Annotated in this window: 21 protein-coding genes; 5 read left to right on the forward strand and 16 right to left on the reverse strand. The window is 68.1% G+C overall.

From position 1 onward, the window contains the following. Window positions 1-12: 12 nt before the first annotated feature. Window positions 13-597: a Spy/CpxP family protein refolding chaperone gene (locus ACFOOQ_RS06215; protein ID WP_379723106.1), complete on the forward strand. Its 585-nt coding sequence runs from the start codon at window positions 13-15 to the stop codon at window positions 595-597. Here the strand turns inward: ACFOOQ_RS06215 and ACFOOQ_RS06220 are convergent. Genes ACFOOQ_RS06220 through ACFOOQ_RS06230 form a run of 3 tightly spaced genes read right to left on the reverse strand, consistent with a single transcriptional unit; the run spans window position 594 to window position 2,161 of the window. After that, entirely contained in the window at window positions 594-1,166 is a 573-nt protein-coding gene (locus tag ACFOOQ_RS06220) for a DedA family protein (RefSeq protein WP_379723109.1), read from the reverse strand. The two genes, ACFOOQ_RS06215 and ACFOOQ_RS06220, sit on opposite strands and share 4 nt — an antisense overlap. Next, window positions 1,166-1,963, reverse strand: a complete 798-nt coding sequence (gene cysQ / locus ACFOOQ_RS06225) for a 3'(2'),5'-bisphosphate nucleotidase CysQ (RefSeq protein ID WP_379723112.1) — start codon at window positions 1,961-1,963, stop codon at window positions 1,166-1,168. Before cysQ ends, ACFOOQ_RS06220 begins: the two co-directional genes overlap by 1 nt. A gap of 18 nt (window positions 1,964-1,981) precedes the next feature. Continuing rightward, window positions 1,982-2,161, reverse strand: coding sequence for a DUF3553 domain-containing protein (locus tag ACFOOQ_RS06230; protein WP_379723115.1), 180 nt, complete (start codon window positions 2,159-2,161; stop codon window positions 1,982-1,984). 121 nt (window positions 2,162-2,282) lie between these two features. Between ACFOOQ_RS06230 and ACFOOQ_RS06235 the strand changes: the two genes are divergently transcribed. Next, the gene (locus tag ACFOOQ_RS06235) at window positions 2,283-2,921 is read left to right on the forward strand and encodes a histidine phosphotransferase family protein (protein ID WP_379723118.1); all 639 of its coding nucleotides are present in this window, start codon (window positions 2,283-2,285) and stop codon (window positions 2,919-2,921) included. Between the two features lie 101 nt (window positions 2,922-3,022). Next, on the forward strand, window positions 3,023-4,720 hold the full coding sequence (ggt, locus tag ACFOOQ_RS06240; protein ID WP_379723121.1) for a gamma-glutamyltransferase: 1,698 nt from the start codon (window positions 3,023-3,025) through the stop codon (window positions 4,718-4,720). 3 nt (window positions 4,721-4,723) lie between these two features. On the opposite strand, the gene ACFOOQ_RS06245 is transcribed toward ggt, so the two are convergent. Further along, window positions 4,724-5,155 carry an EamA family transporter gene (locus ACFOOQ_RS06245; RefSeq protein WP_379723124.1) on the reverse strand — a complete coding sequence of 144 codons (432 nt, stop codon included), beginning with the start codon at window positions 5,153-5,155 and terminating at the stop codon, window positions 4,724-4,726. A gap of 25 nt (window positions 5,156-5,180) precedes the next feature. Then, window positions 5,181-5,900 carry a response regulator transcription factor CtrA gene (ctrA, locus tag ACFOOQ_RS06250; RefSeq protein ID WP_379723127.1) on the reverse strand — a complete coding sequence of 240 codons (720 nt, stop codon included), beginning with the start codon at window positions 5,898-5,900 and terminating at the stop codon, window positions 5,181-5,183. Window positions 5,901-6,175: 275 nt separating this feature from the next. On the opposite strand from ctrA, the gene fliI reads away from it, so the two are divergent. Both fliI and ACFOOQ_RS06260 read left to right on the forward strand, forming a co-directional pair. Beyond that, on the forward strand, window positions 6,176-7,525 hold the full coding sequence (fliI, locus tag ACFOOQ_RS06255; RefSeq protein WP_379723130.1) for a flagellar protein export ATPase FliI: 1,350 nt from the start codon (window positions 6,176-6,178) through the stop codon (window positions 7,523-7,525). A 29-nt stretch (window positions 7,526-7,554) separates the two neighbouring features. Beyond that, on the forward strand, window positions 7,555-7,992 hold the full coding sequence (locus ACFOOQ_RS06260; protein ID WP_379723133.1) for a hypothetical protein: 438 nt from the start codon (window positions 7,555-7,557) through the stop codon (window positions 7,990-7,992). 57 nt (window positions 7,993-8,049) lie between these two features. Here the strand turns inward: ACFOOQ_RS06260 and ACFOOQ_RS06265 are convergent, their stop codons facing one another. The 11 genes from ACFOOQ_RS06265 to sciP form a co-directional block, all read right to left on the reverse strand. Continuing rightward, complete coding sequence (locus tag ACFOOQ_RS06265) at window positions 8,050-9,000, reverse strand: DMT family transporter (RefSeq protein ID WP_379723136.1); 951 nt, start codon at window positions 8,998-9,000, stop codon at window positions 8,050-8,052. A gap of 48 nt (window positions 9,001-9,048) precedes the next feature. After that, window positions 9,049-11,067, reverse strand: a complete 2,019-nt coding sequence (locus ACFOOQ_RS06270) for a hypothetical protein (RefSeq protein WP_379723139.1) — start codon at window positions 11,065-11,067, stop codon at window positions 9,049-9,051. A gap of 26 nt (window positions 11,068-11,093) precedes the next feature. Further along, window positions 11,094-11,948, reverse strand: coding sequence for a MinD/ParA family protein (locus ACFOOQ_RS06275; protein WP_379723142.1), 855 nt, complete (start codon window positions 11,946-11,948; stop codon window positions 11,094-11,096). Next, on the reverse strand, window positions 11,945-13,051 hold the full coding sequence (locus tag ACFOOQ_RS06280) for a flagellar biosynthesis protein FlhF (protein ID WP_379723145.1): 1,107 nt from the start codon (window positions 13,049-13,051) through the stop codon (window positions 11,945-11,947). The genes ACFOOQ_RS06275 and ACFOOQ_RS06280 overlap by 4 nt, the downstream gene beginning before the upstream one ends. 14 nt (window positions 13,052-13,065) lie before the next feature. Then, on the reverse strand, window positions 13,066-15,180 hold the full coding sequence (gene flhA, locus ACFOOQ_RS06285) for a flagellar biosynthesis protein FlhA (RefSeq protein ID WP_379723148.1): 2,115 nt from the start codon (window positions 15,178-15,180) through the stop codon (window positions 13,066-13,068). Window positions 15,181-15,212: 32 nt separating this feature from the next. Continuing rightward, the gene (gene flbD, locus ACFOOQ_RS06290) at window positions 15,213-16,589 is read right to left on the reverse strand and encodes a sigma-54-dependent transcriptional regulator FlbD (RefSeq protein ID WP_379723151.1); all 1,377 of its coding nucleotides are present in this window, start codon (window positions 16,587-16,589) and stop codon (window positions 15,213-15,215) included. Window positions 16,590-16,641: 52 nt separating this feature from the next. After that, a complete protein-coding gene (gene fliN, locus ACFOOQ_RS06295) occupies window positions 16,642-16,923 on the reverse strand; it encodes a flagellar motor switch protein FliN (RefSeq protein ID WP_379725358.1) in 282 nt (93 codons plus the stop codon). Between the two features lie 109 nt (window positions 16,924-17,032). After that, window positions 17,033-17,710 (reverse strand): hypothetical protein, encoded by a 678-nt coding sequence (locus ACFOOQ_RS06300; protein WP_379723154.1) that lies wholly within the window; start codon window positions 17,708-17,710, stop codon window positions 17,033-17,035. A 4-nt stretch (window positions 17,711-17,714) separates the two neighbouring features. Then, on the reverse strand, window positions 17,715-18,728 hold the full coding sequence (fliG, locus tag ACFOOQ_RS06305) for a flagellar motor switch protein FliG (protein ID WP_379723157.1): 1,014 nt from the start codon (window positions 18,726-18,728) through the stop codon (window positions 17,715-17,717). A 23-nt stretch (window positions 18,729-18,751) separates the two neighbouring features. Continuing rightward, complete coding sequence (gene fliF, locus ACFOOQ_RS06310) at window positions 18,752-20,404, reverse strand: flagellar basal-body MS-ring/collar protein FliF (RefSeq protein WP_379723160.1); 1,653 nt, start codon at window positions 20,402-20,404, stop codon at window positions 18,752-18,754. A 174-nt stretch (window positions 20,405-20,578) separates the two neighbouring features. Beyond that, entirely contained in the window at window positions 20,579-20,890 is a 312-nt protein-coding gene (sciP, locus tag ACFOOQ_RS06315; RefSeq protein ID WP_379723162.1) for a CtrA inhibitor SciP, read from the reverse strand. Between the last annotated feature and the right edge of the window lie 51 nt (window positions 20,891-20,941).

Genomic DNA, 20,941 nt, shown 5'->3' on the forward strand with positions numbered 1-20,941 from the left:
TTGGAGACATGAATGACGCGACGCTTTGTCGCCACGCTGGCGCTTGGCCTGCTGTTGGTGATGGGGGTGGCGTTTGGCGCCCTGACCCATCGCCAGGCCGATCCGGCTGCCCGCACCGCCGGCGAGACGCCTGCGGCCATCGAACAGAAGCCGCTGGTGGCGGCGCTGACCGATGGCGATTCGACGGCCGCCGAACGCAATCTCTACCCCGCCCCGGAAACCGTTCTGCAGATGGCCGACCAGCTGGCGTTGGCGCCGGCGCAGCGCCAGGACCTGCGCGCCCTGCAGCAGAAATCCGATGGCGAGCTGAACGCACTGAGCCGGCGCATCGCCCTCGAGGAACGCCGGCTCGATTTCGCCTTCGCCCAGAACAACATCAGCCCGGCGCGCATTGATGGCATCACCGCCCAGCTCGGCGCCCTGCAGGGCCGCCTGCGCGCCGTGCGGCTGCGCAGCCATCTGGCCGCCCATGACGTCCTGACGCCGCAACAGCTGCTGCGCTACGCCAAGCTGCGCGGCTTCCAGCCGGCGCCGCCGGACCTCTACGACGATCTCGATCCCGACAAGATGGATGGCGGCGGCCGCGACGGCTACTAGCCGATGCGGCGACGGATCACGCCTGCCAGCCAGCGCGCCGCGAAGTAAAACAGCACGCAGAGCACGCCGGCCGCGAACAGATGCTGCTCGACGGCCTTGAGCCGGCCGAGCACGGCTTCCACCGCCTCGCCGAACACATAGCCGATCACCGCGAACAGGCAGGCCCAGACGGCAGCCGCCAGCAGATTGAGCAGCACGAAGCGCCGGGCCGGGATGTCACTGAGGCCGATCGCCACCGGCGCGACATTGCGGATGCCGTAGACGAAGCGGAAGCCGAGGATGAACAGTGTCGGATTGCGTTCGAGCCAGCGCGACGCCGGCGCCAGCCGCGCCGCCAGGCCCGGCCGGCGGTCGAGCCAGCGCCGGCCGTGATAGCGCGCCAGCAGGAACCACAGCTGGTCGCCGGCCGCCGAACCGATAAAGGCGGCCAGGATCGTCCAGCCGAGGTTGAGATAGCCCTGATGCGCGGCGAAACCCGCCAGCACCAGGATGGTCTCACCTTCCAGGAAAGTGCCGACCACAACCGCGAGATAGCCGAATTCGTCGATCAGCTGGGCGAGATGATGCATCAGCCCACCAGTCCGCGCGCCAGATAGCCGGGATTGCGGAAGCCCGGCTTGCCGTAAGACAGCGGCACGTCGTCCCAGGTGATGACGGCGCCGCCGGCGGCTTCCAGCACGGCCTGGCCTGCCGCGGTGTCCCATTCCATGATCGAGGCAAAGCGCGGATAGAGATCGGCGGCCCCTTCGGCGATGCGGCAGAATTTCAGCGACGAGCCCGCGGTGACTTCGGCGGCGACATGCTGCGTCGCCAGCCAGGCATCGGTCTCGGCGTCACGGTGGTTGCGGCTGACCAGCACGGTGGCGCCGTCAGCGGGGACCGCGCGGGCGCGGACCGGCGCGCCGGTGATGTCGTCAGGGCCGTCATAGCGCCGCGCCCCCTGCCCCGCCATGCCAAGCCAGGCGATGCCGCCGTCGCAGGCCGGCGCCAGCACGACGCCGAGCTGCGGCCGGCGGTCGGCACCGATCAGGGCGATGTTGACGGTGAAATCGCCGTTGCGGCCGATGAACTCGCGGGTGCCGTCGAGCGGATCGACCAGCCAGAACGGGCCGGGCCCGAGCGCCGGCAGGCGGCCGCGCGCCGCCTGTTCCTCGGCGATCACCGGAATATCGGGGGTCAGCGCGCGCAGGCCGGCGAGGATCACCGCCTCGGCGGCCTCGTCGGCATCGGTGACCGGCGAATGGTCGGCCTTGGCGCGGCTGTCGAACGCCGTCGCGTAGACCTGCATGATCACCGCACCGGCCTTGCGGGCCAGGGTCAGGATGGCCGGAGCCAGGATCTCGGGATGGTCGGACGGCACGGTCATCTTACGCTCGGGGAACTCTCAGGCTTCGGGTGGCTGGATAACACGCAGCGGCACCTGGTCGGTGTTGATCAGCTGCTTGCCGGCATGCAGGAAATTGACGGTGACGCGCGATCCGATTGCCGACTGGACCTGGCCGGCGCCCCAGTCGGGCTGATAGGGGTGTTCCACCCAGTCGCCCGGTGCATATGATGCCTGCATGCGTGTTTCGGGTCCGCCTTCGGTGCCGCACCGCCGGTTGATCCCCCGCCCCGGCCGCTTTAGACAGGGCTATCCTAAACACGGCGGCACCCTGCTGCCACCATGCCACCGGGGAAAATCCATGTCCGGCACCGCCGATGTTCCCGCTGAAGACCTCGACCTGGTCGCGCTGATCTGCTCGCGGCTCTGCCACGACCTCGCCGGCAGCATCGGCGCCATCAACAACGGCATCGAGCTGCTGGCCGAGGAAACCGACCCCGCCATGCGCGACGAGGCGATCGGCCTGATCGCCATGTCGGGCGGCGACGCGGCACGGCGGCTGGCGTTTTTCCGCCAGGCGCTCGGTGCCTCGGGCAGCCTGGACGAGCCGCTGGCGCTGCCCGAACTGGCGCGGGTGGCCGAGGCCTATTTCGCCGGCGGCAAGATCACCGCCATCCTGCCCGACGAGCCGGCCGGCAGCCTGCCCAAGCCGCTCGGCAAGGCCGTGCTGCTGCTGCTGCTGCTCGCCGCCCAGGCTCTGGTGCGCGGCGGCACGCTGACGCTGGCCCGCGATACGGCGAAAAACGGCTGGCGTATCACCGGCCAGGGCAGCAGCCTGCGCTGGTCCGAGACGGCGGCGGCCGGCCTCGGCGACGGCGACTGGCCGCGCGAACCGCAGGCAGCGCTGGCCCGTTATGCACGGAAGCTGGCCGCCATGGCCGGCTGCCGCATCGCCGTGCGGACCGGCGACGACACCGTGACCATCAGCGTCGCGCCGTAATCCGCACGGCATTGCCGCGGGCAACGGCTTTCCGGGCCTGGCGGGTTGCGCCGGCCGGATACGGTCGTCATGCTCGGCCCTTATCAAGAGGACGTCCGCCGATGATCGAAGCCTCCTGGCGCAACCGCGCCACCGCCCCCTTCATGCCCGAGAAGACGCCGGCCAGCGCCAGCGGCGGCATGGTGGTGACCAATCATCCGCTGGCCTCTGCGGCCGGCGCCGAGATGCTGGCGTCCGGCGGCAACGCCATCGATGCGGCGATTGCCGCGCTGTTCACGCTGACCGTGGTCGAGCCGATGATGGTCGGCATTTTCGGCGGCGGCATGGCGCATATCCGCCTCGGTGACGGCAGCCACCGGGTGATCGACGGGCTGGCGACCGCGCCGGCCGCCGCCGGGCCCGAGACCTATCGCGCCACCAGCGACACGCCGGGCCCGAGCTATCTCGAGACCGAGGGCCGCGAGAATGCGGTCGGCGCGAAAGCCGTCGCCGTGCCCGGCACGCTCAAGGGCTGGTGCGAGGCGCTCGCCCGCTTCGGCCGCCTGCCGCTCGCCGATGTGATGGAACCCGCCATCCGCCATGCCGCACGCGGTTTCACGGTGACGCCGTATCTGTCGGAATGCGCCGCCGAGGCCGCCGGCGACCTGGCGCAGAATGCCGAGATCGCGCAGCTCTATCTGCCCGGCGGCAAGCCGTTGCCGGCCGGATCGAAACTGGTGCAGTCGGATTATGCCGCGAGCCTGCGGCAGATCGCCGCCCATGGGCCGGCCGCCCTGTATGGCGGCTCGCTCGGGCGCTGGGTCGTCGAGGGGCTGGAGGCCGCAAGCGGCCTGATCACGCTGGATGACCTGGCCGCCTATCGCACCATCGAACGCGAACCGGTGCGCAGTCCCTATCGGGGCTACGAGATCGTCGGGCCGCCGCCGCCCTCGTCCGGCGGCGTGCACGTCGTGCAGATGCTGAACATCCTCGAAGGCTTTGACATCGGCAGCATGGGATTTGGCTCGACCGATCATCTGCACCTGCTGGCAGAAGTGCTCAAGATCGCCTTCGCCGACCGCGCGGCGGCCACCGCCGACCCGGCCTTCGTCAACGTGCCGGTGGCCAAGCTGATTTCGAAGGCCTATGCCGACGAGCGCCGCGCGCAGATCGACATGGCCCGCGCGCAGAGCTGGAGCGCCGGGGTGGCGGCGGGTGAATCGCCGAACACCACCCATGTCACCGTGGCCGACCGCGACGGCAACATCATCGCCAGCACGCAGACGATCAATTCGCTGTTCGGTGCCCGTTTCATCCTGCCCGGCACCGGCATCATCCCCAACAACTACATGTACCTGTTCGATCCGCATCCGGGCAAAGCCCTGTCGGTGGCGCCGGGCAAGCGCATCACCACCTCGATGGCACCGAGCATCATCCTGAAGGACGGCAAGCCGGCCTATGCGCTCGGCCTGCCGGGGGGCTTACGCATCTTCGGCTCGGCCATGCAGGCGATGGTCAACCTGATCGACCACGGCATGGACCTGCAGGAAGCGGTGGAAGCGCCGCGCCTGTGGACGCAGGGCCAGAAAGTCGAACTGGAAGAGGGCTTCGGCCCGGCGATCGGCAAGGCGCTGGCGGCACGCGGCCATGACGTGCTGCCGGTGCCCCATGTCGGCGGCGGCATGAATGCGATCCGCTTCAACGCCGATGGCAGCATGACCGGTGCGGCCTGCTGGCGCGCCGACGGCACACCCATCGGCACCGGCGGCGGCCTTGCCCGCGAAGGCGTGCGCTTCTGGCCCGACCAGGCGCGACGCTAGGGACTAAAGCGCCACCAGGATCGCGCCGCCGGCGATCAGTGCGACGCCGAACCAGTTGAGCAGCGACAGCTTCTCGCCCAGCAACAGGGCGCCGAAGATGGCGACGAAGACGACGCTGAGCTTGTCGACCGGCGCGACGCGGGCGGCATCGCCGATTTTCAGCGCGCGGAAATAGCACAGCCACGAAGCGCCGGTGGCGCAGCCCGACAGCACCAGATAGAGCCAGGTGCGGCCGGGCACGCTGCCCGGCGGCTGCCACTGGCCGGTGGCGATCAGGATCGCCGAGACTAGTGCCAGGATGACGATGGTGCGGATGAAGGTGGCGAAATCGGAGGCGACGGCCTCGACGCCGATCTTGGCGAAGATCGCGGTCAAAGCGGCGAAGCCGGCCGACAGCAGGGCCCAGAGCTGCCACTGGCCGAGCAGGGATTTCATGACCCCGAGTCCGCTTTGGGCGCGGCTAACGCGCGCCGGCGGCCCGCTTGGCGGTGGCGGCAACCGGTTCGACCTGGTCGCGCAGCACATAGCCGCGACCCCAGACCGTCTCGATGTAATTGTCGCCGCTGGTGGCGGAGGCGATCTTCTTGCGCAGCTTGCAGATGAAGACGTCGATGATCTTCAGCTCGGGCTCGTCCATGCCGCCGTAGAGATGGTTGAGGAACATCTCCTTGGTCAGGGTCGTGCCCTTGCGCAAGGACAGCAGCTCCAGCATGGCGTATTCCTTGCCGGTCAGATGCAGCCGGCCGCCCTCGACCTCGACCGACTTGGCGTCGAGGTTGACGGTCAGCTTGCCGGTCTGGATCACCGACTGGGAATGGCCCTTGGCGCGACGGACGATGGCGTTGATGCGGGCGACCAGCTCGTCCTTGTTGAACGGCTTGGTGATGTAGTCGTCGGCGCCGAAGCCGAGGCCCTTCACCTTCTTGTCCGCCTCGCCCATGCCCGAGAGGATCAGGATCGGGGTATCAACCTTGGCGGCACGCAGCTTTTTCAGCACATCGTAGCCGTGCATGTCGGGCAGGTTCAGGTCGAGCACGATGATGTCGTAGTCATACAGCTTGCCGAGGTCGAGACCCTCTTCGCCGTATTCCGTCCGGTAAACGTTAAAGCCTTCCTGGCCGAGCATCATCTCGATGCTCTTGGCCATCGCGGCGTCGTCCTCGATCAGCAGCACACGCATGGCACCCCCCTTGGTGGCAGCCCGATTCGCCTTAATTTACCAGTGTTAATAAACAAAGTTAACGAATTAATGGCCTCATGGTTCCCCGGCGCGGGCGAAAGCGACCCCTCCGTGCTAGGATGACGGGTATTCGCTGCCGAAAAGCAACTTTCTGTCGGTTTTACCGGCAGTTAAGGCTTTAACCCCTAGGGTGGGCCCCGCCCCGGACGGCCGCCCGAACCGGCCCCGGCGGACCCGCCCAGACCCTTGCGAGAGCGCCCCTCTCGGGAGACCCGATGACCAGCCTGCCCGTGCACAGCCTGCTGATGGACCTGGACCGCATCAAGGATGTGAGCTTCACCGGCCGCGTCACCTCGATTCAGGGCCTGCTGGTCGAGATCGCCGGGGTGGAACGCTATCTCTCCATCGGCTCGCGCGTGCGGGTGCAGACCCGCGACCGCCGCGAGGTGGAATGCGAGGTGGTCGGCTTCCGCCAGAACCGCGCGCTCTTGATGCCCTATGGCTCGCTGGAAGGCGTCGGCCTCGGCTGCCGCGCCGTGGTCGCCGAGGACCAGCCGGTGGTCTATCCGGACCCCAGCTGGCTCGGCCGTGTCATCGACGGGCTCGGCCGGCCGCTCGACGGCGGCCCGCCGCTGGCCAACGGCGCCGCGCCCTATCCGCTCCGCGCCAGCCCGCCGCCGGCCAACATGCGCAAGCGCGTCGGCAAGAAGATCGATCTCGGCATCCGCTCGATCAACACCTTCATCTCCTGCTGCCGCGGCCAGCGCATGGGCATCTTCGCCGGCTCCGGCGTCGGCAAGTCCGTGCTGCTGTCGATGATGGCGCGCTATACCGAGGCCGACGTCAACGTGGTCGGCCTGATCGGCGAACGCGGCCGCGAGGTGCAGGAATTCATCGAGGACGATCTCGGCAAGGCGGGCCTCGCCCGCACCGTGATCGTCGTCGCCACTTCGGACGAGCCCGCCCTGGTGCGCCGCCAGGCCGCCTATATGACCCTGGCGGTGGCGGAATTCTTCCGCGACCAGGGCCTGCAGGTGCTCTGCCTGATGGATTCGGTCACCCGCTTCGCCATGGCGCAGCGCGAGATCGGCCTGTCGGGCGGCGAGCCGCCGACCACCAAGGGCTATCCGCCGACCACGTTTGCCGAGCTGCCGCGCCTGTTGGAACGCGCCGGGCCGGGCACCTCGGAAGGCGGCATCACCGGACTGTTCACCGTGCTGGTCGACGGCGACGACCACAACGAGCCGATTGCGGACGCCACCCGCGGTATTCTCGACGGCCATATCGTGATGGAACGCGCCATTGCCGAGCGCGGCCGCTATCCCGCCATCAACATCCTGCGCTCGATCTCGCGCACCATGCCGGGCTGCAACACCGACGACGAGAACCTGCTGGTCAGCCGGGCGCGCCAGCTGATGGCGACCTACGAGGACATGGCCGAGCTGATCCGGCTCGGCGCCTACCGCATGGGCTCGGACCCGAGGGTCGACGAGGCGATTCATTACCAGCCGATGCTGGAGGCCTTCCTCAAGCAGCAGAAAAGCGAACGCTCCGACCTCGCGTCGGGCTACGCCAGGCTGGCGGAAATCTTCACCGAAGGCGGCAGCGAACAGGCCGCGCAGTAGCCGGGCGCTGTCAGGGGGAGTAGCGTGCAATGCGTGGCGTGGACGGACTGATCCGGCTGTGGAAATGGCGCCTCGACGAGCGCCGCCGCATCGTCGTCGATCTTGAAATCCTGCGCGGCAACATCGAACGCCAGATGGAAAAGCTCGACCAGGAGCTGGAGCGCGAGCGCAAGATCGCGACCCGGAACTACGAGGCGGGCACCGGCTTCACCAACTACCGCAAGGCCAACCGCGAACGCCATGCCAACCTGATCGTCTCGCGCGAGGAGGTGATCGATCGCATCGCCGCCGCCCAGGAAGAGGTCAACGCCGGCTTCCGCGAGCTGAAGAAATACGAGCTGGTGAAAGAGAACTGGGAACGCCGCGAGCGCCAGAAGCAGGAGCGCCGCGAACAGGCCGAGATGGACGAGGCCGGCCTGCAGGGCTTCATCCGCCGCCAGGACCGCCCCGACAACACGCCGGGCTAGTAAAAATGGGATGCCCGGATCTGGTCCGGGCATGACGAAAATTTCCAGTTCATTTTTTTAGTCACCCTCGGACTTGATCCGAGGGTCCTGTTTTCTTGTCCGCAGCACCCTTCCGTCAATGGCCAGCAGGCCGAGCGCGATCACCGCCATGCCGGCGATCTGGCGCGGCACCAGATTTTCGCCAAGCACCAGAACGCCGAGCAGGATGGCGCTGACCGGCACCAGCAGGGTCACGAGATTAACGTTGCTGCCGGCCGCCGCCATCACCCGGAAGAAGATCACATAGGCCAGCGCCGTCGACAGCAGCGCCAGGCCGGCCAGCGCAGCCAGCACCGGCAGCGCCGGCAGGGGCAGCAGCCAGGGCCGGTCGACGACGAGCGCCAGCGGCAGCAGCATGGATGACGAGGCAACCAGCTGCCCGGTGGCGGTGGCCAGCGGCGGCACGCCGAGGCGGCGGAAGCGACGGCCGAATACCCCGGCGCAGGCATAGGACAACGTCGCCAGCAGCACCGCACCCTGGGCCAGCACATTGCCGCCGAGACCGGACAGCAGCAGCTCCGGCCCCAGCAGGATGACGACACCGGCGAGCCCGAGCAGCACGCCGAGGATGCGGTTGGCCGTCAGTTTTTCGTCCGCCGTGAAGGCATGGGCGACCAGCGCGGTCGAGATCGGCGTGGTGGCATTGAGGATGGAGGCCAGCCCGCTCGGGATCTGCCCCTGGGCCCAGACGATCAGGCTGAACGGGATCGCGTTGTTGAGCAGGCCCATGCCGAAAAAGGCGAGCCAGACCGTGCCGCCGCGCGGCAGGCGCAGGCCGGCCAGATACAGCACCGGCAGCAGCACGAGGGCGGCGAGCCCGACGCGGCAGGCGACGATGGTCAGCGGCGGCAGATCGCGCACGGCCATGCCGACGAAAAAGAACGAGCCGCCCCAGAGGACCGAGAGGACGAGCAGCAGGCCCCAGACGGAGGCCGACATGCCGGACGTGACAGTCTGTTGGTGTGTCATGCCCCTGACTAAGGCCTGACGGCGGCAAATGCCATCCGCTTCTTGCGCTCAGGCCTTCAGCTCTGTCGTCGGGCCGCGCGATTCCAGTTCCGGGCTGGGCCAGTCGAGCGGCTTCTCGCGGCTGTGAAAGCGGATCGAGCCGGTCATGCCGGTCAGCGCGATGGCCTCCTCGAAGATCGCCGAGACATCAAGGCGGAAGGCCGGACCAAAGGTGGTTTCCGAGCGCAGGATCAGATCGAGCTGCTTGACGCTGATGAAGCCGTCGAACTGGATCGGCCCGGTGCTTTCGAGGTTGAAGTCGATGATGAAGCGGGTCTGGTTCTGCTGCCGCTTCTTGTCGCGCCGGCGGCGCATGAAGATCTGGATCGCCTCGACGCGGCCGCCGAGGAACATCGGCATCACCAGCGCCTGCCACTGGTTGTCGCCCTGGCGCTGGTTGAGGCGGCCGAGGTCGCGGAAATCGTCGTCCAGCTTGCGCAGCAGGTCGCCCTTGCCCTGCTGTTCCAGCTTGCGCACCGCCTCGCTGCCGAGCCAGGCCTGGGCGCTGCCGGCGGCGGCGGCTGCCATGAACTGCAGCGCGGTGACCGCCAGCCGGGCGTTGGGCTGCGGCATCAGCTGGTCCTGCAGGCGCTGGGCCAGCGCCGGGTCGGCGGCGCGGATGGCGTCCAGCGTCTGCTGCAGCACCGGCCACTGGCCCTGCAGGCGCGACAGCACGCCGGCCAGCGGTGCCGGGCCGACCGTCGTGGCCGCCGGCGGCGCCGGCCGTACCAGCGCGGCGAGTTCCAGCGTCACCTGTGCGCCGGGCGGCAGGGTCTGCGGCAATGTCAGCGCCAGCAGGCCCTGCGGCGTGTTCACCAGGGTCTGGCCGGCCTGGTTCTGGCCGGTGACGATGCCGCTGAGCAGCGCCGGCACGCCGGACTGCGGCCCGGCCTGAAGCGCGGGCTGGCCCGGCAGCAATGTGCTGGCCGGCGCCGCGCCCAGTGCCGCGCCCGGTGCCGGCAGCGGCTGGGCGGCCAGCGCTTGCGACGTACCGGCCGGCGGCAGGGCCGACAGCGGCGGAACCACGGTAGAGCTTCCCGCCGGCGGGGTCGCGGCGGAGGTCGGCGTCTGCACCAGTCCGGCCGGCGACGTCACCGCCCGCGCCGAACCTGGCTGGGTGGCCTGCTGCGCGATCTGCGCGGCAGTCGGTGTTGCCGCGGCCTGTGCCGCAGAGGGCACGCTGGCTGGCGGCGTCGCACTCTGCACGACGAGCTGCAGCTGGCTGCCCGGCGGCAGGACGGCGGTCTGGGTCGTACTGGCCTGCAGGGGCTGCGGGATCACCACGGCGGTCAGCGTTTGGCCGGGAGTCGGCAGCGCCGTCGCGGCAGCACCGCCGGGCTGCGGCGGCGAAATGGCGAGCGCGAGCTGGGCGGCGGTCGGCGGCTGGGCCACGGCGGCGACCGGCGGCTGCAGCGCGCTGCCGTTGACAGTGGTCACCGTGGCCTGCTGCGGGTTTTCGGCATTGAGCTGCAGCTTGAGGACGGCCGTCAGCAGCGCCGTGTCGTTCTGTGCCAGCACGCCCGCGAGGCCGGTCAGCGACAGCGTGGTACCGGCGGCGGTGCGCACCAGCAGGGCGACGCCGTCGCGCGCCACCGCCTGGGCGGTGAAGGCACCGCCCTGCGCCAGTTCGCGCAGGCTGTCGGAAATCTGCGTCGCCGCGTTGCCGGATGGGACCTGGCCGGTCGAAGCCTGACCGCTCGAAGACTGGCCTGCAGGTGCCTGGCCGGAGGCCGGCGGAGTCTGCACAGGCGCGGGTTGCGGGACCGGAGTCTGCGTGGCCGGGCCGGTGGTCGGCGGGGTGCCGGTGTTGCCGGAGGGCGTGCTGGCGGGCGGCGTGGCGGCAGGCTGACTACCGGCCTGCTGTCCACCGCTCTGCTGGCCGCCGCTCTGCTGTCCCGGCGTCTGGCTGCCATCCGGCGGCAGCGCCGGTGGCGGCGGCACCGTGCCGGCAGGTGTGGGGGTCGCCGGCTGGGGGGTCGTGACCGGCAGCGGCGGCGGGGGCGGGACGACGGGACCGATATCGCTCACGCGGTCATGCCCCGCGCCCGGTCAGGTCAGGAATGCGCCGGCTGGCCCGTGCGTGCCAGGCCGGCAGCCAGCGCCTCGACATCTTCGGCGGCTTCGCACATCGGATGCCGGGTCAGCAGCGGCACCTGGTTGCGGATCGCATCGCGCACCTTGTCGTCGCGGCGGATCACTCCGGCCAGCGGCGGGGCGTATTTCAGGAAATTCTCCGATGCCTTGGCCAGCTTGGCATGGGTGCGCTCGCCCTCACGGGTGGTCGGCGCGATGTTGATCACCACGCGCACGTCGGCGTTGCGGTCGGCCATGCGTGCCAGCTTGATGAAGGCATAGGCATCGGTCAGCGCGGTCGGCTCGTCGTTGGTGACCACCAGCGTGACGCCGGCGGCGGCCGAGAAGGTGCGCACCACCGCATCGACGCCGGCGCCGAGATCGATGATCAGCTTGTCGTAGGAGCTCGCCAGCTGCACCAGCTGGTCGCGCAGGTCGGCCAGCGCCGCGGCATCGAGCGTCGACAGCGAGGCCGAGCCGGACTTGCCGGCGATGATGTCGAAGCCGGCCTCGGACGGCATGACCGCATCGGCCATGCTGAAGCGGCCGGCGATCACGCTGCCGAGGTCGCGGTCGGGCATCAGGCCGAGCTGGATGTCGACATTGGCGAGGCCGATATCGCCGTCGAACAGCAGCACGCGCTGGCCCTGCCGGGCCAGGCAATGCGCCAGGGTGACCGACAGCCAGGTCTTGCCGACGCCGCCCTTGCCAGACGCGATGGCCAGGATGTTCGGCTGCTTGAGTGCCGCGGCCGGGTGACGCGTCGGCCGCGCCGTGGGTGCGGCGGGCGGCGTGGCGGGCGGATTGGCAGGCGGCAGCGTGGCGGTCATGGTCATTCGGCAGCCCTGAATGAAGGGGAACGGGATACGGCAGGTTTCGGCGCACCGCGCTGGGCAGCGGCGAAGGGATTGAGCTCGGTCACCGGGTCTTCGGCAACCGCGGCATCGGGATCGGCGAGCAGCCGGTGCGCCAGCGCCAGGGCATCCAGCCGCTCGAAGCCGCGGCCGACATAGGGACTGGCGCCGGCATCGGCAAAGGCCAGCCCGCCCAGTTCGGCGGCGGCGATCAGCGCGCCGAGCCGGCGGGCGGCATCGAGGCGGGTGGCAATGAAGCGGCGGGCGCCGAGCGAGACGGCCTGGGCGGCCAGCTCGCCGGCCTCCATGGCATCGGTGCCGGCGGCCAGCACCATCACCGGCTCGGCGCCGGAGGCCTCGATCAGCGCCTTCAGCGCGCGGCGCTCGGTGGCGGCATGCAGGTTGATGCCGGCGGTATCGACCACCAGCTTGGCATCGGCTGGTGCTGCATTGACGGCATAGGCCAGCTCGCGCGGATCGGCGGTCTCGATAAAGGGTGCGCTCATCACCCGGCACAGCGCGGCGAGCTGTTCGCCGGCGGCGGCCCGGCTGCTGTCGGTGGAAATCACATGCACCGGGCGACGCTCCATCACGCAGCGCGCAGCGATCTTGGCGGTGGCGATGCTCTTGCCGCTGCCCGGCGGGCCGATCAGGATCACCGGCCGGTTGTCGCCGCTGAGGCCGGGGAAGCGATAGCTCTCGTCGAGCGCCTCGGCCAGCGCACCGACCGCATCGTCGAGGCCGACGCGCAGTGCCGCCTGCATCAGCCGCTCGGCGATACGCGCCGGGATGCCATGCCAGGACAGCGAATCGCCGATCAGCGCGCCGAGTTCGGCCGGATCGAGTTCGCCGAAATCCTCGTCGGGCACAAACAGCCGGCCGTTGCCACTGCCATAGCGCAGGTTCTGCGCCTCCTCGGTGGCGAAATCCTCATCGACGCGCTGCTCGACGGCAGCCGTGATCTCCACCCCGCCGCCGTCGCGGTGGGTGTAGGTCGACACGATGATCGCCTCGTTGCCCAGCGCGTCGCGCACGAGGCTCATCGCCTCGTTCATCGTCGCCGCCTGGAAGGTTTTCATCCGCATCGGTCAGGTCACCCCTAGATCTGCGCCACGGTCCGAAGCTTGGCCTTCGGATGGATTTCCTGCTGCGACATCACAATGGTCGCCGGACGGAAGCGTTCGATGATCGAGCGCACATAGGGCCGGATCGTCGGGCTGGTCAGCAGCACCGGCATATGGCCCTCGCCGGCCAGCCGCTCGAAGGTCTGGCGCACCTGGGCGATGAAGTCCTGCAGCTTGCTCGGCTGCATGCTGAGCTGGCGGTCCTCGCCCTGCCCGACCAGGGCTTCGGCGAAATTCTGTTCCCACTGCGGCGACAGGGTGACCAGCGGGATATAGCCGTCCGGGCTGAGGTGCGCGCTGGAGATCTGCCGCGCCAGCCGCGAGCGGACATGCTCGGTGATCTGGGTGATGCTCTGAGTATAGCCGCTGGCCTCGGCGATCGCCTCGAGGATGGTGGCGAAATCGCGGATCGAGACACGCTCGGACAGAAGATTCTGCAGCACACGCTGCACGCCATTGACGTTGATGCGGGTCGGAATCACTTCGCCCACCAGCTTCTCGTTGGTCTTCTTCAGTTCGTCGACCAGCTTCTGGGTCTCGGCGAAGCTGAGCAGGTCGGACATGTTGTCCTTGACCACTTCGGTCAGATGCGTGGTGATCACCGTGCCGGGATCGACCACGGTATAGCCGCGGAACATCGCCTCGTCGCGCATGCTCTCGTCGACCCACATGGCCGGCAGGCCGAAGGTCGGCTCGATGGTCTCCTCGCCCTGCAGGGCGATGCGTTCGCCGCGCGGGTCCATCACCAGCAGGGCGTTGGGCCGCACCTGGCCGCGCGCCGCCTCGACTTCCTTGACCCGGACCACATAGGTCGTGCCGGGCAGCTGCATGTTGTCGAGGATGCGCACGCTGGGCATGATGAAGCCCATGTCGATGGCGATCTGGCGGCGCAGCGCCTTGATCTGGTCGGTCAGGCGATAGCCGCGCGCGTCATTGATCAGCGGCAGCAGACTGAAGCCGAGCTCCAGCCGCAGGTCATCGATCGCCAGCGCATTGATCACCGGCTCGTCGAGCGGATTGACCGGCGGCGGCGGCGGTGGCGGCGGCACGTAGGCGGCACGCAGGGCCCGCTTCTCCTGCTGCCAGGAGAGATAGGCCAGGCCGCCGGATACCAGACCGAGCAGCATGAAAGGCAGGAACGGCATGCCCGGGATCAGCGCGAAGCAGGCCGCCAGGATGCCGGCCATGCCCAGCCCCTTGACCGAAGACAGCTGCGCCGACAGCGCCTTGTCGGTCGAGCCGCTGACACCGCCCTTGGAGACCATGATACCGGCGGCGACCGAGATGATCAGCGCCGGGATCTGCGACACCAGGCCGTCACCGACGGTCAGGATCGAATAGGTGTTGAGCGCCTGGGAGAACGGCAGGCCGTTCTGGACGACGCCGATCAGGATCCCGGCGATCAGGTTGATGAAGGTGATCATGATGCCCGCGACGGCATCGCCGCGGACGAATTTCGAGGCACCGTCCATCGAGCCGAAGAAACCCGACTCGTCTTCCAGCTCCTTGCGGCGCAGCCGTGCGGCGGTCTCGTCGATCAGGCCGGCCGAGAGATCGGCGTCGATCGCCATCTGCTTGCCGGGCATGGCGTCCAGGGTGAAGCGCGCCGACACCTCGGCGATACGGCCGGAACCCTTGGTGATGACCACGAAATTCACGATCACCAGGATGGCGAAGACAATCACGCCGATGACCAGGTTGCCGCCCATGACGAACTGGCCGAAGGCCTCGATGATATGGCCGGCAGCATCGGTGCCTTCATGGCCATGGCCGAGGATCAGGCGGGTGGATGCCAGGTTCAGCGACAGCCGCAGCATCGTGGTGATCAGCAGCACGGTGGGGAACGAGCTGAATTCCAGCGGACGCTGGATGAACAGGCAGGTCATCATCACCAGCACGGCGGTCGTCACCGAGATCGCCAGCGCGATATCGAGCAGCCAGGTCGGCATCGGCAGGATGAGCACCGACAGGATGGCCATGATGCCGAAGGCCAGCATGATGTCGCCATGCTTGCCGATGCCGCGCAGGCGGCCCATCAGGTCGGGGCCAGCCGAGCCTCCCGGGGCGTCAGCCGGTGCGTTCTCCGCCATCCGTCTCTCCTTCCCCCATCAGGGCGCGGCCATCAGGCCGTCGCCCGGCTGCCTTCGGTTGCTGCCGGAACGGCAAGGCCTTCGTCGGTATACTGCTTCAGCTTGTTGCGCAGGGTGCGGATCGAAATCCCGAGGATATTCGCCGCATGGGTCCGATTGCCCAGGCAGTGCTTCAGCGTGTCGATGATCAGGTCGCGTTCGACATCGGCGACGGTGCGGCCGACCAGGCCGCCGGTGCCGGCATCCATCGCGCCCGCCTCGCCCATGGCCGCCGCCGCGATGGGCCGGCCGGCGGCGTCGGCCAGCGCCGAGCCGTCGGGCAGCCGGATGTCGCCGACCTCGATCTGCGGCCCGAGCGCCAGCAGCACGGCGCGATGCATGGTGTTTTCCAGTTCGCGCACATTGCCGCGCCAATGCGCCTTGCGCAGGGCATCGATGGTGGCCGGACTGAGCGCGCGTTCGGCGACGCCGTTGGCGTCCGCGTATTTCTTGACGAAATGCACCGCCAGCAGCTCGATATCGTCCGGCCGCTGGCGCAGCGGCGGCAGCTTCAGGTTCACGACATTGAGACGGAACAGCAGATCCTCGCGGAAGGTGCCTCTGGCGACTTCCTCGACCAGATTGCGGTTCGAGGTGGCAATGACACGGATGTCCACCTTGACCGGCTTGGCGCCACCGATGCGGTCGATCACCCGCTCCTGGATCGCGCGCAGCAGCTTGGCCTGCAGGCGGATATCCATCTCGCTGATTTCGTCGAGCAGCAGGGTGCCGCCGTTGGCCTCCTCGAACTTGCCGATGCGGCGCGCCACCGCGCCGGTAAAGGCACCCTTCTCGTGGCCGAACAGTTCGGATTCCAGCAGGGTATCGGGGATCGCCGCGCAGTTGACCGAGACGAAGGGGCGCTCGGCGCGCGGCGACTTGCGATGGATATAGCTCGCCATCACTTCCTTGCCGGTGCCGCTTTCGCCGGTGATCATGATCGAGGCGCCAGAGGGCGCGATCTGCTCGGCCAGCCGGACCACCTGGCCCATGGCCGGGTCGCGGAAAATCATCTGGTGGCTGTCTTCCGCCACCGCCTCGAGCACCGCGGCGATCAGATCGGGTTCCGGCGGCAGCGGCAGGTATTCCTTGGCACCGGCGCGGATCGCGGCCACCGCGGCGCGCGCGTCGTTGCCGATGCCGCAGGCGACCACCGGCAGGTTGAAACGTTCTTCCTTGAGGCTGTCGACCAGTCGCCGGACATCGAGGCCGACATCGATCAGCGCAAGGTCGGCACCACGCCCGGCACGCAGCGTGTTCAGCGCCTGGTCGATATCCTCGACCTGCGCCACCTTGGCGCCGCGCTGCAGCGCGATGCGCGTCGCGGCACCGATCTGCCCGTTGAGCGTTCCGATGATGATCAGCCGCATAACCTGCCTCAGACCCCTTCCTGCGTGCTACCGGTCGTCCAGCATCGCCGCTTCACCCGCGGCCGCCCTTGATGATTTCCGTCATCGTCACGCCGAGGCGGTCTTCCACCACCACCACTTCGCCACGCGCCACCAGACGGTTGTTCACGTAGATGTCGATCGCCTCGCCGACCTTGCGGTCGAGTTCGACCACCGCGCCGCGGCCGAGCTTGAGCAACTGGCTGACCTGCATGTTGGCCTTGCCGAGAACCGCCGAGACATGAACCGGAATATCGAAAACCGCCTGCAGGTCCGCCGCCGTGCGGGCCGCATTCGGATCGTCATCCTCCATCATGCCCTGAGCGTCGCCCAGGTCTTTCAGGTCAAGATCGTCGCCGCCTTCCGCCATGTCCCTTTACCCCCTGACCTGTCCTGCGCCTGCCGGCACGGCTGCCACGCAGCGGTCACGTTTCACTGTTGGGCTCCGCCAGTTCGGCATGCAGGCCCGCGATATACCGGTCGACCGCAAGGTCGACGTCCTGTTCCAGCTTCTGCTGCCGGCGCTCGGCCGAGCCGTCGGCCCAGTCGATGCGGCAATCGGTCGGCGCCAGCGTCTCGTCGGGCACCAGCGTCACCTTGCCGCCGAAACCCGACTGCGCCACCAACTGATCGAGCCGCGCATCAAGCTGCTGCACCACCGCTTCGGCAGCGCGGATGACCAACCGCGGCTCGTCGCGCATGTCGTCCAGGCAGCGCAGCACCAGCGCCTCGATCTGCGCCAGCGGCTGGGCCTCGAGCAGCCGGCCGGCCAGCTTGCGCGCCAGCACCGCGGCTAGTTCGACGGCCTCGGCGCGCGCGGCGATGCGCGAGCGTTCCTCGGCGGCGGCAATCGCCGCGAGTTGGCTCTCGATCGCCTGCAGGGCATGCTCCAGATTGCGCTGGTGGTCGCCATAGGCTTCGGCACGGCCGGCCGCCTCGCCCTCGGCATAGGCGGCAGCGCGGGTCGCCTCGATCTCCTCGGCGGAGAACTTCGGCGGCGGCGCCTTCGGCGCGTACGACCGCTCCACCCGCGGCTTGGTGCCGTCGAATGGCATGTCGAACAGAAATTTCGCCTTGCTTGCCATGAAAACCTGAATTGCCATCCGCTCAGTAGATCAGTTCGTCTTCGCCCTTGTTGTCGGCCAGCATGATCTCGCCCTTCGCCGCCAGTTCCTTGGCGGTGTTGACCATCAGCATCTGTGCTTCGTCGACATCCTTCAGGCGCACCGGGCCCATCGATTCCATTTCCTCGCGCAGCAGCTTGGAGGCGCGTTCGGACATGTTGGAGAAGAACAGGTCGCGCAGCGTCTCGGAAGCGCCCTTCAGCGCCAGGCCGAGCTTGTCCTTCTCAACACTCTTCAGCAGGGTCTGCACGCCGGACGGGTCCAGCTTGATCAGGTCCTCGAAGGTGAACATCAGCGCCTTGATGCGCTCGGCGGCATCGCGGCTGCGCTCCTCCAGCGCGGCGAGGAAGCGCGCCTCGGTGTTGCGGTCGAGGCTGTTGAAGATTTCCGCCATCATTTCATGGCTGTCGCGACGGTTGGTGCGCGCCAGGTTCGACATGAATTCGGTGCGCAGGGTCTGCTCGACCTTGTCGAGCACTTCCTTCTGCACCGCCTCCATGCGCAGCATGCGCATGACCACTTCCATCGAGAATTCCTCGGGCAGGGCGGCCAGCACGCGAGCGGCATGCTCGGGGCGAATCTTGGACAGCACGACGGCGACGGTCTGCGGATATTCGTTCTTCAGGTAGTTCGCCAGCACGTTCTCGTTCACGTTGGCGAGCTTGTCCCACATGGTGCGGCCGGCCGGGCCGCGGATTTCTTCCATGATCTGGTTGACGCGCTCGCTGGGCAGCGCCTTCATCAGCAGGCGTTCCGTGCTGTCGAAGGTGCCGGTCAGTGAGCCGGTGGACGAGAAGTTGTTGACGAATTCGAGGAACAGCTTCTCGACGATCTCGGAATTGATCGCGCCGAGGTTGGCCATGTTCTGGGAGATTTCCTTGATCTCCTCGTCATCGAGCAGCGGCCAGATCTTGGACGAATGCTCCTCGCCGAGCGCAAGCATCAGGATCGCCGCCTTGTCGGGGCCCTTGAGCTGCCGGAAGTCCTTTTCTGCCATGACTTACTCCTGGACCGAAGCCGTCAGGCCGCCTGGTAGAGCCAGTTGCGGATAATCGAGACGGCTTCCTCGGGATGCTTGTCCACGATTTCGCCGATTTTCTTGAGGCTCGAGGCCTTCACCTGGCCTTCGATGCGGGCAATGTCGATCATCGACTCGATGCCCGGCGTGGGCGGCGCCATGCCGGCGTCCGGTGCGGCCGGCAGTTCGGAGATCGGCGCACCGCCGACCACCATAGGAACACCCGACATCGCCGGGGTCAACATGCCCGGCGGCACATCCTCGCTCTCGCGGGAGGCTTCCAGCACCCGGCGGACGATGGGGCGGACCACCAGCAGCATGGCCAGCAGGCCGAGCAGCACATAACCGGCGATCTCGCCGATGCGGAACAGGTCGGCCTTGGTCATGCCGAGGAAGACCGGCAGGCTGTTCGGGTCGACCTGGTCGGGGATGTCGCCGGGCTCGGCGAAGCGCATGGTGACGACCTCGACGGAGTCGCCGCGCTGCTGGTCGAAGCCGATGGCGTTGCGCACCAGCGCCGAGAGCTGCTGCATCTCCTCGGGCGAGCGCGCCTGGTAGGATTTCTGGCCCTGGCCGTCGACCTGCACGATGTTGTTGATCAGCACCGCGGCCGAGACCTTCTTGATCACCCCGGCCTCGCGCACCTGGGTGCGCGTGGTCTTGGAAATCTCGTAGTTGGTGACTTCCTCGGTGCGGGTCGACTTGTTGGTCGCCTGGTTGCCGTTCTGGCCCTGCGCTTCGGGCAGGTTGTTGGCGACCGTGACGTTCTGCTGGCCTTCCTGGCTCTGGTTGTCCTCGTTCACCGTCTGGGTCGAACGCACCACCTGCTGGTCGGGGTTGTAGAGTTCCTGGTTGGTGGTGACACGGTCGAAGTCCATGTCGACGGTGACTTCGGCGCGCACATTGCCGACGCCGACCGAACGCTCGAGCAGGGTCTCGATATTCTTGCGCAGGCGCTCTTCCGCCTGGCGGCGCATGTCGTCGATGCGGTTAGCCGTGGCGGTGGCCGGATCGAGCTCCTCCTGCGGGCTGGCCAGCAGATTGCCGCGGTCGTCGACGATGGCGACGCGGCCGGGCTTCAGGCTGGGCACGGCGGCGGCGACGAGATTCTGGATCGCGCGCACCTGCTGCGGGTCGAGGCGGCCGCCGCGGGTCTTGATGACGATCGAGGCCGACGGCTCGCGCTGGTCGCGGGTAAACACCTCGCGCTGCGGCATCACCAGATGCACGCGGGCCGACTGCACCTGGTCGAGCGAGCGGATGGTGCGCGCCAGCTCGCCTTCGGTGGCGCGCAGGTAGTTCAGGTTCTGCATGAAATTGGTGGCCGACAGGGCATTCGCCTTGTCGAACAGTTCGTAGCCGGCGCCGCCGCCGGACGGCAGGCCGGCCTCGGCCAGCATCATGCGGGTGCGCAGCACGCGGTCCTCGGGCACCAGGATCTGGTTGCCGTTGTTGGCGAGCTGGTAGGGGATCTTCTGGGCTTCGAGGCGATTGACGATGTCGCCCGATTCCTGGATTTCCAGGTTGCCGTACAGCAGCGCCATCTTGGGCTGCGTGACCTTCATGCCCAGGAAGACGAAAAAGCCGACCAGAACCGCAGCGGTCGCCGCCAGCATCGCAAGCCGGGCGGGACCGATATTCCGCAGTAAATTCATGATTCCGTTCACGGCTTCACCCCATGCACAGGCGCAGGACCGGGCAGGCGCCTCCTGCCCTGTATGCCAAGGTAGGAAGCCGGGATGAAAAAGAGGTTAACACCCCGGCAAAATTTGCCTACCGGGGTGTTGCCGGAACGGACAGAAAAAGCGGGCCGGAGCTATCTGCCGGCGTTACTCGGCGGCAGACCGGCCGGCCACGACGCGCAGCTGGCCGGGGCGGTAATCCTGCAGGCGGGTGGTGCGCAGGCCGGGCAGGCCATGCTGCTCGATCGCCCGCTGCCAGGACAGGAATTCCTCCATGGTCAGCGCATAGCGCTGGCAGGCCTCCTCGAGGGTCAGCAGACCGCCGCGCACCGCCGCGACCACCTCGGCCTTGCGGCGGATCACCCAGCGCTTGGTATTGGCCGGCGGCAGCGTATCGCGGGTGATGCGCTGCCCTTCCGGACCGATAATGCTGGCGTGCGGGCTCTGCGGGGGCAGCATTCGGGTTCTGGCCGTCTGGGAATGGAGGTTTTGCATGCTAGGTTCCGTGGT

It is taken from the genome of Ferrovibrio xuzhouensis (assembly GCF_042648965.1).
GTDB lineage: Bacteria > Pseudomonadota > Alphaproteobacteria > Ferrovibrionales > Ferrovibrionaceae > Ferrovibrio > Ferrovibrio xuzhouensis.